Source organism: Paenibacillus sp. 32352 (assembly GCF_002042965.1).
In the GTDB taxonomy this organism is placed as follows: Bacteria; Bacillota; Bacilli; order Paenibacillales; family NBRC-103111; genus Paenibacillus_S; species Paenibacillus_S vulneris.
The window spans coordinates 288,580-303,359 of sequence record NZ_MZNT01000004.1 but is presented as its reverse complement, the minus strand read 5'-3'; the positions used below and the strand labels follow the sequence as shown (position 1 = coordinate 303,359).

15 protein-coding genes are annotated in these 14,780 nt (G+C 49.9%); 12 read left to right on the top strand and 3 right to left on the bottom strand.

The genetic code is table 11. From position 1 onward, the window contains the following. Window positions 1-88: 88 nt before the first annotated feature. The 4 genes from B1728_RS12045 to B1728_RS12030 all read left to right on the top strand — a co-directional run bounded on the left by B1728_RS12045 (window position 89) and on the right by B1728_RS12030 (window position 2,893). Window positions 89-877, top strand: coding sequence for a class I SAM-dependent methyltransferase (locus tag B1728_RS12045; protein ID WP_079910450.1), 789 nt, complete (start codon window positions 89-91; stop codon window positions 875-877). A gap of 61 nt (window positions 878-938) precedes the next feature. Then, complete coding sequence (locus tag B1728_RS12040) at window positions 939-1,736, top strand: carbon-nitrogen family hydrolase (protein WP_079910449.1); 798 nt, start codon at window positions 939-941, stop codon at window positions 1,734-1,736. A 120-nt stretch (window positions 1,737-1,856) separates the two neighbouring features. After that, window positions 1,857-2,366: a GNAT family N-acetyltransferase gene (locus B1728_RS12035; RefSeq protein WP_256865335.1), complete on the top strand. Its 510-nt coding sequence runs from the start codon at window positions 1,857-1,859 to the stop codon at window positions 2,364-2,366. Next, window positions 2,363-2,893, top strand: coding sequence for a GrpB family protein (locus B1728_RS12030; RefSeq protein WP_079910448.1), 531 nt, complete (start codon window positions 2,363-2,365; stop codon window positions 2,891-2,893). Before B1728_RS12035 ends, B1728_RS12030 begins: the two co-directional genes overlap by 4 nt. Window positions 2,894-2,925: 32 nt before the next feature. Here B1728_RS12030 and B1728_RS12025 read toward each other — a convergent pair whose 3' ends face one another. Beyond that, entirely contained in the window at window positions 2,926-3,828 is a 903-nt protein-coding gene (locus tag B1728_RS12025) for a LysR family transcriptional regulator (protein WP_079910447.1), read from the bottom strand. Window positions 3,829-4,298: 470 nt separating this feature from the next. On the opposite strand from B1728_RS12025, the gene leuC reads away from it, so the two are divergent. The 4 genes from leuC (at window position 4,299) to B1728_RS12005 (ending at window position 8,840) form a co-directional block, all read left to right on the top strand. After that, entirely contained in the window at window positions 4,299-5,717 is a 1,419-nt protein-coding gene (gene leuC, locus B1728_RS12020) for a 3-isopropylmalate dehydratase large subunit (protein ID WP_079910638.1), read from the top strand. 30 nt (window positions 5,718-5,747) lie between these two features. Continuing rightward, entirely contained in the window at window positions 5,748-6,353 is a 606-nt protein-coding gene (leuD, locus tag B1728_RS12015; RefSeq protein ID WP_079910446.1) for a 3-isopropylmalate dehydratase small subunit, read from the top strand. Window positions 6,354-6,569: 216 nt separating this feature from the next. Further along, a complete protein-coding gene (locus tag B1728_RS12010; RefSeq protein ID WP_079910445.1) occupies window positions 6,570-7,445 on the top strand; it encodes a GNAT family N-acetyltransferase in 876 nt (291 codons plus the stop codon). Window positions 7,446-7,463: 18 nt separating this feature from the next. After that, on the top strand, window positions 7,464-8,840 hold the full coding sequence (locus tag B1728_RS12005) for a UDPGP type 1 family protein (protein ID WP_256865334.1): 1,377 nt from the start codon (window positions 7,464-7,466) through the stop codon (window positions 8,838-8,840). A gap of 75 nt (window positions 8,841-8,915) precedes the next feature. Here B1728_RS12005 and B1728_RS12000 read toward each other — a convergent pair whose 3' ends face one another. Both B1728_RS12000 and B1728_RS11995 read right to left on the bottom strand, forming a co-directional pair. Next, the gene (locus tag B1728_RS12000; RefSeq protein WP_079910444.1) at window positions 8,916-9,332 is read right to left on the bottom strand and encodes a YjdF family protein; all 417 of its coding nucleotides are present in this window, start codon (window positions 9,330-9,332) and stop codon (window positions 8,916-8,918) included. Between the two features lie 197 nt (window positions 9,333-9,529). Continuing rightward, window positions 9,530-10,381, bottom strand: a complete 852-nt coding sequence (locus B1728_RS11995; RefSeq protein WP_079910443.1) for an AraC family transcriptional regulator — start codon at window positions 10,379-10,381, stop codon at window positions 9,530-9,532. Window positions 10,382-10,595: 214 nt separating this feature from the next. Here B1728_RS11995 and B1728_RS11990 point away from each other — a divergent pair, with 214 nt between their 5' ends. The 4 genes from B1728_RS11990 (at window position 10,596) to B1728_RS11975 (ending at window position 14,752) form a co-directional block, all read left to right on the top strand. Next, window positions 10,596-11,366: a sugar phosphate isomerase/epimerase family protein gene (locus B1728_RS11990; RefSeq protein WP_079910442.1), complete on the top strand. Its 771-nt coding sequence runs from the start codon at window positions 10,596-10,598 to the stop codon at window positions 11,364-11,366. A 47-nt stretch (window positions 11,367-11,413) separates the two neighbouring features. Further along, window positions 11,414-12,433 carry a Gfo/Idh/MocA family protein gene (locus tag B1728_RS11985; protein ID WP_079910441.1) on the top strand — a complete coding sequence of 340 codons (1,020 nt, stop codon included), beginning with the start codon at window positions 11,414-11,416 and terminating at the stop codon, window positions 12,431-12,433. A gap of 235 nt (window positions 12,434-12,668) precedes the next feature. Next, window positions 12,669-13,541, top strand: coding sequence for a 3-hydroxyacyl-CoA dehydrogenase family protein (locus tag B1728_RS11980; RefSeq protein ID WP_079910440.1), 873 nt, complete (start codon window positions 12,669-12,671; stop codon window positions 13,539-13,541). Next, window positions 13,538-14,752, top strand: a complete 1,215-nt coding sequence (locus B1728_RS11975; RefSeq protein ID WP_079910439.1) for an acetate/propionate family kinase — start codon at window positions 13,538-13,540, stop codon at window positions 14,750-14,752. Before B1728_RS11980 ends, B1728_RS11975 begins: the two co-directional genes overlap by 4 nt. Window positions 14,753-14,780: the final 28 nt, after the last annotated feature.

Below are 14,780 nucleotides of genomic sequence, written 5' to 3'. Positions count from 1 at the left end.
AGGAGAACCGTGGTAGAATAAGAATAATGGTTTCATTATATAGTATCGAGTTTCATTTGGCGGGACAATGGATAAGGAGGAATAGTGTATGCCGATGAATTTTCACGATCCAGAGCAACGTTCCATGTATACAGGGCGAAAGGCTGACATCAGCTGGGAACAGCTAATGAATGAAGAAGTCAATGTAAAGGGCGTTCAAGCCGCGGATATCGGATGCGGTGGAGGCATTTATTCCCAAGCCCTTGTGAGATTGGGTGCCGCATCGGTGATCGGCATCGATTTCTCTATGGCTATGCTGGAAGCGGCGGCTGTTCAATGCGCAGCACATCCCGAAATTCGATTCCAGCTGGGGAAGGCGTGGGAGACTGGGCTCGGGGATGAATCGGTAGAACTGATATTGGAGCGGGCGCTGATCCATCATTTATCCCCCGAGGAGCTGTCGGATGCCTTTCAAGAAGCGTACCGAATCTTGAAGGAAGATGGAGCGCTGGTGGTTCAGGACCGAACGCCCGACGATTGCTTGCTTGAGGGCAGCAGACATCATTTGCGCGGCTATTTATTCGAGATGTTTCCCAGGCTATCAGATAGGGAGGTTAACCGAAGATACCGTTCGGAACAAGTTGGGCGAGCCTTGGCATCGGCAGGCTTCACGGAAATCAGGGAGCTTAAGCTATGGGAGTTAAGACGCGCCTATCTACATTTCTCCGATTATTGTGACGATATAAGGAGGCGCACGGGGCGCTCCATCCTGCATGAATTGACGGACGAGGAACTGGTAACTCTCACGCGGTATATTCAGGACATGACCGGGCATCAAGATGGCGAGCCCGTTGAAGAACGGGACCGCTGGACGGTATGGATAGCCGGGAAGCATTGAAGTTCATACTTTCTTCGACTATGATAGAGGGTAACAGATCTGATAAAGGGTGAAGGATGCTATGACACAAAAACGCTGGAACGTTGCACTTCTACAAATGGATGTCGCTATTGGCGAACCGGAGAAAAATTTCTCCAAGCTGGAAACGATGCTTAGTGAAGCTGTAGAAGGCGGGCCTAAGCCGGATGTAATTATTTTTCCTGAAATGTGGAATACCGGCTACGCATTGGAGCAAATTCATGAGCTTGCGGACCCTAATGGAGAGCGGACGGCAGCATTGCTGTCGGAATTCAGCCGCAAGCACGGTGTAAATATTATTGGGGGATCTATTGCCGAGAAAAAGGGCGATGACATCTTTAATACCATCTATGCCTTTGACCGCGAAGGGAAACCGGTTGCGGACTATTCCAAAATTCACTTGTTCCGTTTGATGGACGAGGAAAAATATTTGAAGGAAGGCGGACGTATCGGGCAGCTGCAGTTGGATGGGGTACCTGCCGGCATGATGATCTGCTATGATATTCGTTTTCCGGAGCTGAGCCGCAAGCTGGCGCTTGGAGGAGCACAAATCTTGTTCGTGCCTGCAGAGTGGCCTAACCCGCGCCTGCATCACTGGCGTACGTTGTTAACCGCGAGAGCGATCGAGAATCAAATGTTCGTCGTTTCGTGCAATCGTGTCGGAACTAGCGGAACAACCGAATTTTTTGGCCACTCGATGGTCATAGATCCATGGGGCGAGATTCTGGTCGAAGGCGGCGAATCGGAGGCGGTTCTGCGCGCAGAAATCGATCGGGAGCTTGTCAGCCAGGTCCGCAATAAAATTCCGGTGTTCGAGGACCGTCGTCCAGCCCTATATTAATACCTTATTATAATGCAGCCGCTAGGCTGCTTTTTCTATTATAGTTAAAGTATCCCGTGGATTTCATGCCATCTTGCTGTAATGTAGATATGAAATGATTCTACTCGGGGTGAGGATACAATGCTGAACTTGCAGCTGCAGCCTGTTTCTTATGAAGAGAAATCCGTTTTGCGGCATATTATGGAGCTCTATCAATATGATATGAGCGAATTTGAAGATAACGTGGATGTGAATTCGCATGGGCTGTACGATTACAAATACATCGATAACTACTGGACAGAGGAAGGACGCTTCGCCTTTTTCTTTAAGGTTGATGGCAAAATGGCTGGCTTTGCGCTGATTCGCGAGCACGAGCCGCTAGCGGACGGGACGCCGTGCTACTCTGTGGCTGAATTCTTCATTATGCGTGCTTATCGGAAAAAGGGGATCGGATTCCGGGCCGCGCAGCAGATCTTCGCCCATTTTCAAGGAAAATGGAGCCTGTCGTATTTGCCGAGAAATACCGTGTCGGAGAAATTTTGGAGAAAAGTGATTGGCAGCTGCTCCCGGGGGGAACGGACGGAGACGATCTTCAGAGGACTTCCGACATTCGAGTTTTTCACCGGAGATTTCAGGAGGAGTCATCCATGAGGAAAACGGTAATTCAAGAGTGGACTCCGGAATGGGCCGTGCAATATTCCCAAATGGCGGAGATTCTACAGGAAATGTTTGCCGAAGAACTGGTTCGTATTCATCACATTGGCAGCACCTCCATTCCGCCTATCGGTTATGCGAAGCCGATCATTGATATTCTGATTGAAGTCAGGAATCTTGAGAACGTAAGTTTGTTGAATGAAGCTATGCTGGCGGCAGGCTTTGAGCCGAAAGGGGAGAACGGGATACCCGGGCGGAGGTATTATGCAAAAGGCGGGGAGCAAAGAACGCATCACGTTCATGTGTTTGAAGCTGGTCACGCTGCCATCGCGGCCCATTTGGAGTTTAAGGCTTATATGATGAACCACCCCCAAGAGGCAGCGGAATATGGACAGCTGAAGCTGAAGCTCATGAAGCAATTTCCTGAGAGCGTTCATCTATATCAGGACGGCAAGGAAGCCATGCTGAACAGCCTTGTGCAGAAAGCCTCCCTTTGGGCGGAAGAACAGCGTAATAACCGTTAATCTCTAATCAGATTCAGTTGGCGGCCTGTACTTTATTGCTGATTGACAACTTCCTTGAAGGTGTCCATGAAAGCTTCTACGGCTTTGGACATGTAACGGCCTTTACGGTAAGCAATAACTAGCGTTCGTGTCGGATGGTGGGACAAGGACAAGTAAGCCGGTGCCATGTCGCTCCATGCGCTCCGCGTAATCATGTGAGGGACGAAGGCAATGCCCATGCCCGCGCCGACCAGCGACTGTACGGTTTCGATATTGCTGCTTTCAAACACAATGTTCGGGGTGAAGCCGGCATTAAGGCATAATTCTATGGCGATTTGCCGGAAGCCCTGCCCTTTTTTTAACGCGATAAAAGGTTCGTTAGCCAGCTCTTCGATCTGAACGGTTGGATGGGCGCCTTGGGTTGCCTGGGCAAGCCGATGATGCCGGGGCAGCGCAAGCATGATCTCCTCTTCAATCAGAGGCTCATAGGCCAGGGATTCATCCATTAACGGGAGAGAGAGCAGGCTGATGTCGATTTGACCGCTGGCGGTGAGATGCTCCAGATTGGCAGTCGTTTCCTCGACCAGCATGATTTCTATTTCCGGGTATCGTGCCTGGAACACGGGAAGAACGAGGGGCAGGACATGAGCGCCCGTTATCGGAAGGCTGCCAACGACCAGCTTGCCCTTGCGCATCTGCGAGATATCCTCCATCTCCCGCTTCAGCTGCTCGACCATGTCGAGGATAGCTTGAGCCTTTTCAACGAATAAGGATCCGGCATAGGTTACCTCGACGGAGTTCGTGGTCCGCTGAAACAACAGGACACCGATTTCTTTTTCCAGTTTCGATAGCTGCTGGCTCAGGGATGGCTGGGCGATATGCAGTTTTTCTGCGGCGCGGGAGAAGTTTTTGTCTATAGCGATTTGCAGCGCATATTGAAGCTGTCTTAATTCCATAGGGAAATACTCCTTTGTGTAATTGATAGTTAATACCTATCAAACATAATCATATTATAGTTGAATACTTCCGCTGATTCAAAGTGATCTTGGGGGTTGCAAATAGATGGGAATCTAGAACTCTTTTAAACAAGCTGCATAAGATATTAGCATCCCATATGATTCACTCCTCAACCTCCCTTTTCGGAGGTCTTTTTTTGGGGTAAAGAAGGGCTGCCTATTAAAAATGGGGGTTCCGCGGATGGTAGAAAAAGAGTCCGGCACTTACTTTAGCTCTATGCTTCCCATTTCAATTAATCCATGAAGGAGCAATCCTAGCTTGTCGAGGTTTCTAGTCGCATTGGAGGATTTATTTATAAGTTTATCCTATCAAGCTTATAGATATTATATCTTGGAACAATGAATAAAGAAATGCTAAACTAAGTGGCATAGATGAATTGATTCGCATTCATGACAATGAGGTGAAACTGATGGCAAAAACAATGTTCGAGAAAATTTGGGACAATCACGTAATTCATCAGGAAGCAGGCAAACCTAGCATTATTTATATCGACCTGCAGCTGGTGCACGAAGTAACGTCTCCGCAAGCTTTTGAAGGGCTTCGCTTGTCCGGCCGCAAAGTGCGCCGTCCGGATTTGACTTTCGCAACGATGGACCACAACGTTCCTACCAAAGACCGTTACAATATTACGGATCCTATCTCCAAGCAGCAAATCGACACTTTGTCGCAGAACTGTAAGGATTTCGGCGTAACGCTGTTTGACCTGGACAGCATCGATCAAGGCGTTGTTCACGTTATGGGTCCTGAGCTTGGCTTGACTCATCCTGGTAAGACCATCGTGTGCGGCGACAGCCACACTTCCACTCACGGTGCTTTCGGTGCCTTGGCATTCGGTATCGGTACCAGTGAAGTGGAGCACGTTCTGGCTACTCAATGCTTGCAGCAATCGAAAGCCAAAACGCTGGAAGTTCGCATCAACGGCAAGCTGAACCCTGGTATTACCGCTAAAGACTTGATCTTGGGCGTTATTGCCAAATACGGTACGGACTTCGCTACCGGCTATGTTATCGAGTATACAGGCGAAGCGATCCGCAATCTGTCGATGGAAGAGCGCATGACAGTATGTAACATGTCCATCGAAGCAGGTGCAAGAGCAGGCTTGATCGCACCAGACGAAACCACTTTCAATTACCTGCGCGGACGTGAATACGTTCCTCAAGGCGCTGCTTTCGACGCAGCAGTAGAACAGTGGAAGCAGCTGACTACCGATGAAGGCGCCGTATACGATCGTGTGGTAGAATTCGACGCGGACAGCCTGATTCCGCAAGTAACCTGGGGAACCAGCCCTGGTATGGGTACGGATATTACAGCGCTTGTACCGGATCCTCAAAGCTTCGCAACAGAGAACGAACGTAAAGCCGCTGAAAAAGCGATCGAATATATGGGCATCACTCCAGGTACTCCGATGACGGACTTGGCTGTTGATTATGTATTTATCGGTTCCTGTACGAACGGCCGCATCGAGGACCTTCGCGCTGCTGCCAAAGTAGCTCAAGGACATAAAGTATCCCCGAATGTGACTGCAATCGTAGTTCCGGGCTCCGGACGCGTTAAAATTCAAGCGGAAAAAGAAGGCTTGGATAAAATCTTCACCGAAGCTGGCTTCGAGTGGCGCGATGCGGGCTGCAGCATGTGCTTGGCGATGAACCCGGACGTATTGAAACCAGGTCAACGCTGCGCATCGACATCCAACCGTAACTTTGAAGGCCGCCAAGGCCGCGACGGACGTACGCACCTGGTATCCCCGGCTATGGCCGCTGCCGCAGCAATCAAAGGACATTTCTATGATGTTCGCAAGTGGGATTTCAAAGTGAAGCAAGAAGCTTAATTCAATTTATTTGAGTGAGGAGATAACGACATGGAAGCTTTTAGCAAGCATACAGGCCTCGTAGGTCCGGTTGACCGCGTAAACGTAGATACAGATGCGATTATTCCTAAGCAATTTTTGAAACGGATTGAACGTTCCGGGTTCGGACAATTTCTATTCTTTGAATGGCGTTTTGACAAGCAAGGTGAGGTTATTAAGGAATTCTCCTTGAACCAGCCTCGTTATCAAGGTGCTTCCGTATTGATCTCCCGTGCCAACTTCGGCTGCGGATCTTCCCGTGAGCACGCTCCTTGGGCAATCCAGGATTACGGATTCAAAGTTATCATTGCTCCGTCTTATGCGGACATTTTCTACAACAACTGCTTCAAAAACGGCATCCTGCCGATCAAGCTGAGCGAGGAGCAAGTGGAAGAGCTGTTCCAACGCACGGCTAAGACTGAAGGCTACAAGCTGACAGTGGATCTGGAAAACAAAAAAATTACGGACGACCAAGGTCTGAGCATTGATTTTGACCTGGATGAGCACCGTCGTCAATTCCTGCTGCAAGGCTTGGATGACATCGGCTTGACTCTTCAGCACGCAGATGCAATCGCTGCTTATGAAGAAGCTCATAAAGCACGTCTTGCGTATAAATAAGAACGAAATCCTTTATAACGGTTTTTGCTCCCATGGGGCAAAAACCGTTTTTTTATTAGAGAGCTCCTGCGAAGCACCTCCAACCAGCTTCGAAGGCAAGGTCCCACTTTATAGGGGCAAGTGGTTGCAGGAGGAGTTGAGTTTCCTATTGTTGATTCCAGGATCATATGATAACATGGATAAAATTTACTATTATCCGAGGGGGGTAGAGAGGCGATGAATGTGTACCATTATGACCGTGCTTCCCGTTTCCTTGAGAAGGTGGAGCCTGTTTTGGAAAAGCATGAAGCCGTGAACAACCTTCTTCTGGGCCTGCTTCATATGGAAGCTAAGGGGGAAGCGGAAGGAAGAGTTGCCCTGGATTCTTACAAGATGGTTGTAGAGGACGGCGATGAACGAATCCGGCTCATTGTACTCATAAATTCCAAGAATGCCATTCTGTACGGAACAGAGCCGTTTAGTCTTGAAGCTGTAAAAGCGGCGGTGGCCGATCTTAGAGCAAGGGGAGCACAGGTACCCGGCGTAATAGGTCCTAACGAGATAGCGAGAAGCTTTGCAGAGGAATGGGCGGAGAGCAATCGTCTGGTGCCGGTCCTTAAGATGAATCAACGAATTTACCAGCTGGATCGGGTGCTTCCCGTCAGCGGAAGCAAAGGACGGTTGAGGCTGGCTACCGCACTTGATCAGGAACTCATAGCAGCCTGGATCAAGCAATTCGCCGATTCCATTCATGAGCGGATCACGGCGGAGGAAGCGTCCAACAAGACGGTCGGCTTCATTAGACAAGCAGCCGTCTATCTTTGGGATGATGATGGGGCGGTCAGCATGGCCAAAACAACCCGGCCGACGAAGCACGGCATCGTCTTGAGCAATGTCTATACACCCCCGGAGCACCGGAACAAAGGCTATGCCTCCTCCTGTGTTGCGGCGCTTAGCCAGCGCATGCTGGACGAAGGCTATTCCTTTTGCAGCCTATACACAGACTTGGCGAATCCGACCTCTAACCATATTTATTCTCAAATTGGCTACCATCCTGTCAGGGATTCTGTCATGTACCGTTTCGCCGGAGAGCCTGGCGGCAAGCAGGAGTAATAAGGGGGAGCCGCAGCAATGAACACGATGGACACACGAAAAGAAGAAGCACAAATGCTATTAAGCCGGTATGGTCAGGAGCATCTGCTTCGGCACTACGACGAGCTGGACGATGCGTCCAGACGGAAGCTGATTAGCAGGATCATGCAGCTGGACTTGCAGGCTGTCGAGCAGGCATGGCAGCGCTGGAAGGATTCACCGGCGCAATCATTGGCGGGCATGGAATTGACACCCATGCAGGCATCAAGCTGGGACGAGTATACTGAGGAGGAGCGTGAGAGGTATGCCTCTGCAGGCTGGAACCTGCTAGAACAGGGGAAAGTCGGCGCCATCGTTGTAGCAGGAGGCCAGGGAAGCCGTCTGGGCTATGAAGGACCGAAGGGTGCATATGATATCGGGCTTCCGTCTGGCAAATCGCTGTTCCAGCTCCAGGCCGAGCGCTTGATCCATCTGTCGGAAAAAGCGGGGAAGCCTATTGCATGGTATATCATGACAAGTCCGGAAAACCACGAACAGACCGTCCATTTTTTCGAACAGCATTACTATTTTGGCTATCCCAGGGAACACTGTACGTTTTTCGTACAGGGGGCTATGCCTGCGATAGATGAGCATGGCAAAATCCTGATGTCGGCCAAAGACGAAATATGCCTTGCGCCAAGCGGGAACGGCGATTGCTTCGCAGCTCTTAAGAGAACGGGAGCCATGCTCGACATGAAGCGGCGAGGTCTGGAATGGTTGTTTTACTATAATGTAGATAATGCGCTGGTGAGGGTCGCTGATCCTTTGTTCATTGGGGCTGCTGCAAGCCATCCCTTTCCGGTAGCTGCAAAATCGGTGGATAAGCTGTATCCCGAGGAACCGGTAGGCATCTTTTGCTATCGTAACGGGCTGCCGTCGGTCGTCGAGTACACGGTTATCCCGGAGGAAGTAATGTATGCGAAGGACGATCAGGGCCGTCTTCTGTACCGTCAGGGTCATATCTCGATTCAGCTGTTTCGCCTTGATTTCATCGAGAAAGCAGCCGACCTGAATCTGCCTTATGAACTGGCCCACAAAAAAATCCGGCATTTTGATACATCAGGGGCTCTAATCAATCCGTCGGAGCCGAATGCCTACAAGATGGAACGTTTTGTCTTCGACTTTTACCCGGCAGCCGGCGATATGACGGTTTGGAAGGTTCGGCGTGAGGAGGAATTTGCTCCTGTGAAAAATAGGGAAGGTGAGGACAGTCCGGATTCCGCCAGACTTCTCTTGCTTGAGCTTCACCGTAAATGGCTGCTGGAAGCAGGTGTAACGGCGGAAAGATTAGACGATCGACAGGTAGAAATTTCCCCTTTGGTCTCGTATGCGGGAGAAGGTTTGACACAGGATGTGTTACGGAGCCTCGGGATATGAAAAAAGGCTGATATCAGCCTGATGGGATAGGACGTTTTCCTATTCCATCTGCCGATATGCAGCCTTGCTTTCTTGCTACCTGCCCCGGTGCTTGAGCTTCGCTTTCTGCACCTTCAGAGCATATTTTCTTTCCTTTAATTCCTCTTGCCGGCGCTTGGAATCGCTCTTTCGTTCTAATTTCCGGTGCTCATACTCCATACTCATGACCTGTTGGGCATAGGTGGATGCTCCCCGCTGGCGTATCTCCTGCGCAGCAAGTCGCGACATCCTCTTCGGATTGATCCGCCGTTCCTCGCGAGGCGAGGTTTGTACGGTTTGGGTTGTTGCATCCAACAGCCGCTGCAACTCAAGATGGATAAAATCGAGAATCTCAGCTTCCTTCGGCTCTTTGCCGAAGATATGCCTGACGGCCCTCAGACGTTGGTCGTCCTCGGATTCCACGACACCTACCCAGAATTGGAGCTGTTCATCGAAAAAAACGGTTAGCTTCATCTAAGCTTCCCCCTCTATGTGTAGTGCGGAGTGAGGGACATCCCGAGGGGGGAAGGTTACTGACACGAGGCAAAAGCCCAGTGCGCCCGGACTACCGACCGGACCGTGTTTTTACACTCCTATGTGCAGTATATAGCAGCAGATCGCCGGTCTTCAAGCAGGAAAATCCCTATCTCGGATCATCCGTGGGCAAGCAGTCATAATGACGAAGTATGCGGATTCGCATCCGGGGAGGAAGGATTCTTCTCTCCCGCAGCCTGCTGCATCCGGAATGCCTTGGGCGAAATTCCGTACTTCTCTCGAAAGACCCGGTGGAAATATGAGTAGCTTCCGAAGCCGGATGTTTCGGCGATTTGTTCCAGCGTCATGTCGGTATAGTTCATTCGCTCGATGGAGGTGGATAAACGGATCTCCAGCGTATATTGAATCATGGTTTTGCCGAAACATTCCTTGAACAAATGCACGGCCCTCGAAACGCTGAGCCCGACGTGCTGGGCGACGTCCTCCACCTTGAACGGCAGTATCGCATGCTCCTCGATAAAGCTTTTCATGCGCGAAGCCAGGAACGAGCTTCCGTGCAGGGTCCGCGTTTCCGTGATGGCACGGTCGATGTATAGACAGAGCGCTTTCAGCAAGTAATCGGACAGCTCTTTATTCTCGTCCTCGATCCGGCGCTTTTCCAATATAATTTGCCGCCACAGGGAAAGCAGCCTTTCGGCGGCTGCGATTCTGACCTTCTGCGGTTTTTTGCTTTTTCTCCACCAGGCCTCGAGCCATTCCCCCTTACACATGATGTAATAATCTCCGCTGGAGATCAGCGTTTGCCCGAGCTTATTCGTATGCTCGTCAATTTTCAGGTCATACACGTCACCGGGCTGGTAGAGCAGCAAATCGCCCGTTTCCACTCCCGACATGGTTCCGTTGACCCATGCTTGGCAGAACCCTTCTGTTTGCAGTCGAAACAAGTAATGCTTCATTTTTTCCCTATGTCCGGTCTGGAATTTTTGCGAATGATAGGAGTAGCCGCAAGATAGAATTTGAGACTGCATAGCGGGACACCTTCTTTTTAAAAGTATAGAATTTCTCAAAATTTCGAGGCTCCACGCAAAGTATTTAAACCCGCTCTAAAAGCCAAGGCCCCACTTAGAATGTAAGTGATTATAGCAAAATAGTTCATGTAACAAGCACATCGTTCATAGTCATTATAGGGCATTTAGGATTAAAATAATATCAAATAGATCAATTTTCCTGGAGGATGAGCAAATGAGAAGAATGGGTATTGGCGTACAGCTGTATACGGTTCGCGACGATTTGTCGAAGGATTTCAAAGGAACGCTGCGGCAAGTAGCCGAGCTGGGATATGAAGGGGTCGAATTTGCCGGTTACGGCGGGCTTCCAGCCCAAGAATTGAAGCAGCTGCTGGATGAATTGAACTTGAAGCCTATCGGAGCTCATGTCAGCTTGAATCAAATGCGTGAGGATCTGGATAAAGAAATCGATTACTTGCTTGCTATCGGAGCCGAGTATTTAATTTGTCCTTATGTAGCGGCCGAGGAACGGGAGAATGCGGAAGCGTGGAAAAGCTTGTTTGTTTTCCTGGGTGAAGCGGCCCGCAAGGCTAAAGCTAAAGGATTGAAGTTCGCCTACCACAACCATGCTTTCGAATTTGAGACGAAAATCGAAGGCCAGTATGTATTCGATGCTCTGTATGCTTCCGCGCCGGAGGATATTCTGGTGGAAATGGATGCCGGTTGGGTGCAATATGCCGGTTTGGATACGCTTCAATACATGGCGGACTATACAGGAAGACTGCCGCTGCTTCATCTGAAGGATTTTAAAGGCATGATCAATAACCAGATTAATACGGTAGAGCTGGGCCAAGGGGAAATCGACTTGCCGGCTGTGATTGAAGCGGCTTCCGAAGCAGGAGTGGAGTGGCTGATCGTCGAGCAGGACCGCTGTCAGAATCCGCCTTTGGAAAGCATCGGCACCAGCTTGAAGTGGCTTCAACAAAACTATTTGAACCAATTCTAATAATGAACCATTTCTCCCATTCTAAATTCGAAGGAGCAAGATCGATCATGAGTAAATTGAGAGTTGCCGTAGTAGGCTGCGGCGCGATTTCCGAGCGTAGACATATTCCGGAATATGAGGCGAATCCGAATGTTGAGCTGGTTGCCTTTGTTGATATTATCAAGGAACGGGCGGACAAATTTGCTGAGAAGCATGGCGCTAAAGCCTATACCGATTACAATGAAATGCTTAATGAAATCAAGCCGGATGCAGTCAGCGTATGTACACCGAATGCACTCCATGCTCCTGTCTCTATTGCAGCGGCGAAAGCTGGAGCCCATGTCCTGGTAGAAAAGCCGATGGCCGTCTCCGAAGAGGAAGGCTTGGCCATGATCGAAGCGGCGCGGAACAACGGGGTTTACCTGATGGTAGGCCATAATCAACGCCTGATGCCGCCTCATATGAAGGCTAAAGAAATTCTGCAGTCAGGCAAGCTGGGCAAGGTGCTCACATTCCGCACCGCCTTCGGTCATCCGGGTCCTGAAGGCTGGAGCGTGGATGGCAAGGAGAGCTGGTTTTTCCGCAAGGAAGAGGCGATCATGGGGGCTATGGGCGACCTGGGCGTTCATAAATCCGATCTGATCCGCTGGCTGCTCGAGGATGAAGTGGCGGAAGTGGCTGCTTTCGTCAGCACTCTCCATAAGGAAGATACCGATGTGGACGATAATGCGACCTGCGTGCTTCGGATGAAAAGCGGCACGATAGGAACGCTGGTGGCCAGCTGGACTTATTACAAGGGCGGCGATAACAGCACGACATTGTGGTGCGAGAACGGGGTTATGAAAATCGGCACTCATGCGGATGATCAGGTCATTGTCGAGCTGCGCAACGGCTCCGTCGAGAAATACAAGGTAGGCGCCATGGCTACTAATGAGAAGCAGACGGCCAGCGGCGTTATCGATGAGTTCGTTCGCTGCATTACGACAAATACGCCTCCAAGCATCTCCGGAGAGGAAGGCCTGAAGTCGCTGAATGTGATTTTGGCTGCTTTTGCCTCGCAAGATACAAAGAAAGTAATAAGCCTTTAAATAATCAAAGGGAATGTTCGAGTCCTGTGCTGCAGCCGCGGCGCAGGGCTTATTTGTTGTGTGCCCCAAGGGGGCTGTACGGTATGCCAGCACTTCACAACAATGCCACAAGAAGTTTTTTCATTTGGGCTTTCAGGGGTGTATAATAAGCTCAAGCAGGTTAAGCGGCCTGTCTTAATTAACCACTGGTTTATAATGAAATATTGCGAATGAAAGCGGTTAAGGGGGGAACGGCATGCATTGCAGCAAAGTCGGAGTTATCGGTGCCGGTACAATGGGCCAAGGCATCGCTGAGATGCTGGCAGCACAAGGAATGGATGTACTATTAATTGACCGTACATACGAGAAGCTGGAGCAGGCTTTGGAGCAGATTGAACTGAGCCTTGATAGACAGCTGGAGAAATGGGCTATCACCACAGCAGAAAAAAAGCTTGTTTTATCCAGAATTCATAAAGATACCGTCATGTACAGTCTTGCGGATTGCGACCTGGTTATCGAATCGATCAGTGAGGATTTGGAGCAAAAGAAAGAGCTGTTCCAGCGCTTGGACGACATATGTCCATCATCGACTATATTGGCGAGCAACACGTCCACGCTAAGCTTAACGGAAATCGCCGCCGCCACGAAGCGCCCGGATCGAGTCATTGGCATCCATTTTCTACACCCTGTATCAAAAATTCGTTTGGTGGAAATTATTAGAGGATTGAAAACGTCGGAAGAAACGTTTTCGTTTACGAAGCAATTTGTTGAAAATACGATCCAAAGAACGGGGATTCAGGTCTATGAATCGCCGGGTTTTGTCACGACCAGGCTGATTTGCGTTTTAATTAATGAAGCCATGCATACGCTGTCGGAACGGGTAGCGAGTGCAGAGGATATTGATACGGCGATGCGAATGGGTTACGATTTCCATTACGGGCCGCTCGAAACAGCGGATCGAATGGGCTTGGACGCTCTGCTGGTAGCCATGGAACGGATGTTCAGGGAATTCGGTGATGTTAAATACCGTCCTGCCGTGATTCTAAAGCAAATGGTACGCGCAGGCCAGCTTGGAGTAAAGACAGGACAAGGCTTCTTCCGTTATGATAAGGATGGTGACCGTCTATGAAGATCCTCGTAATCAATGCAGGCAGCTCCTCGCTTAAATTCCAGCTGTATAATATGGAGAATGAAGAGGTTCTTGCCAAGGGCAAAGTAGAACGCATAGGAATGGATTCCGCTATTGTGTGCTACGAGCCCGCAGGCAGCTCGGAGGTACGTGAAGTATCGGAAATCTTGGAGCATACGACTGCCATCCGCAAGGTGCTTGAGATGATTGCGCATCCCAAGTACGGCGTTCTAGAATCCATTCAGGAGATTCAGGCCGTTGGACACAGGGTTGTTCATGGCGGAGAATCGTTCACAGGCTCAGTGATTGTCGATGAGAATGTGAAACGAGAAATTCGCAATCTGTTCGATCTGGCACCGCTGCATAATCCGGCGCATATGCTCGGCATCAATGCGGTGGAAGCGAATATGCCGGAGGTGACTCAAGTGGTCGCTTTCGATACGGCGTTTCATCAGACGATGCCGAGGGGCTCTTATTTGTATCCAATCCCTATGGTGCTATATAAAAAGCATAAAATCCGCAGATACGGCTTCCATGGCATCTCCCACGCTTATGTAAGCGAAAGAGCCGCCGAGCTGGTGCAAAAGCCGCTTGAGCAGCTGAAGCTGATCTCCTGCCATATCGGTAACGGGGCCAGCTGCACCGCCGTATTGAACGGAAGATCCTTCGATACGAGCATGGGTCTGACACCTCTGGAAGGATTGATGATGGGAACACGCAGCGGTGATATTGATCCGGCGATCGTTCCTTTTGCAATGGGAAAAGAGGACTTGACGCTGAGCGAAGTCAATTCGATGCTGAACAAACATAGCGGACTTATGGCCATCTCGGGTATCAGCAGCGATATGCGGGAAATACTGGATGCTATGAAGGAAGGCGACCGCAACGCTTCGCTCGCCTTCGATATGTATGAGTACCGGTTAAGAAAATACATCGGTTCATACGCAGCGGCTATGAACGGAGTGGATGTATTGGTATTCACGGCCGGAGTCGGTGAAAATTCGGCTGCACTGCGTCAGGCTGTATGCCGCAATTTGACGTTCCTCGGACTGGAGCTGGATGAGAAGGCTAATGAGCAGCGTTCCAATGAAGAGCGCATCATCTCTACCGAGCAATCCAGGGTACAGGTTCTTGTAATTCCGACGAACGAAGAGCTGGTTATTGCCCGCGATACGCACCAGCTCCTGTTAAATAGCAGAAATGTAGTATAATGAAATAACGATTCTGTATGTAGGAAGG

Coding starts and splice junctions, on each gene's coding strand:
- B1728_RS12045 (WP_079910450.1), top strand. CDS start 89: ATGCCGATGAATTTTCACGATCCAGAGCAACGTTCCATGTATACAGGG.
- B1728_RS12040 (WP_079910449.1), top strand. CDS start 939: ATGACACAAAAACGCTGGAACGTTGCACTTCTACAAATGGATGTCGCT.
- B1728_RS12035 (WP_256865335.1), top strand. CDS start 1,857: ATGCTGAACTTGCAGCTGCAGCCTGTTTCTTATGAAGAGAAATCCGTT.
- B1728_RS12030 (WP_079910448.1), top strand. CDS start 2,363: ATGAGGAAAACGGTAATTCAAGAGTGGACTCCGGAATGGGCCGTGCAA.
- B1728_RS12025 (WP_079910447.1), bottom strand. CDS start 3,828: ATGGAATTAAGACAGCTTCAATATGCGCTGCAAATCGCTATAGACAAA.
- leuC (WP_079910638.1), top strand. CDS start 4,299: ATGGCAAAAACAATGTTCGAGAAAATTTGGGACAATCACGTAATTCAT.
- leuD (WP_079910446.1), top strand. CDS start 5,748: ATGGAAGCTTTTAGCAAGCATACAGGCCTCGTAGGTCCGGTTGACCGC.
- B1728_RS12010 (WP_079910445.1), top strand. CDS start 6,570: ATGAATGTGTACCATTATGACCGTGCTTCCCGTTTCCTTGAGAAGGTG.
- B1728_RS12005 (WP_256865334.1), top strand. CDS start 7,464: ATGAACACGATGGACACACGAAAAGAAGAAGCACAAATGCTATTAAGC.
- B1728_RS12000 (WP_079910444.1), bottom strand. CDS start 9,332: ATGAAGCTAACCGTTTTTTTCGATGAACAGCTCCAATTCTGGGTAGGT.
- B1728_RS11995 (WP_079910443.1), bottom strand. CDS start 10,381: ATGCAGTCTCAAATTCTATCTTGCGGCTACTCCTATCATTCGCAAAAA.
- B1728_RS11990 (WP_079910442.1), top strand. CDS start 10,596: ATGAGAAGAATGGGTATTGGCGTACAGCTGTATACGGTTCGCGACGAT.
- B1728_RS11985 (WP_079910441.1), top strand. CDS start 11,414: ATGAGTAAATTGAGAGTTGCCGTAGTAGGCTGCGGCGCGATTTCCGAG.
- B1728_RS11980 (WP_079910440.1), top strand. CDS start 12,669: ATGCATTGCAGCAAAGTCGGAGTTATCGGTGCCGGTACAATGGGCCAA.
- B1728_RS11975 (WP_079910439.1), top strand. CDS start 13,538: ATGAAGATCCTCGTAATCAATGCAGGCAGCTCCTCGCTTAAATTCCAG.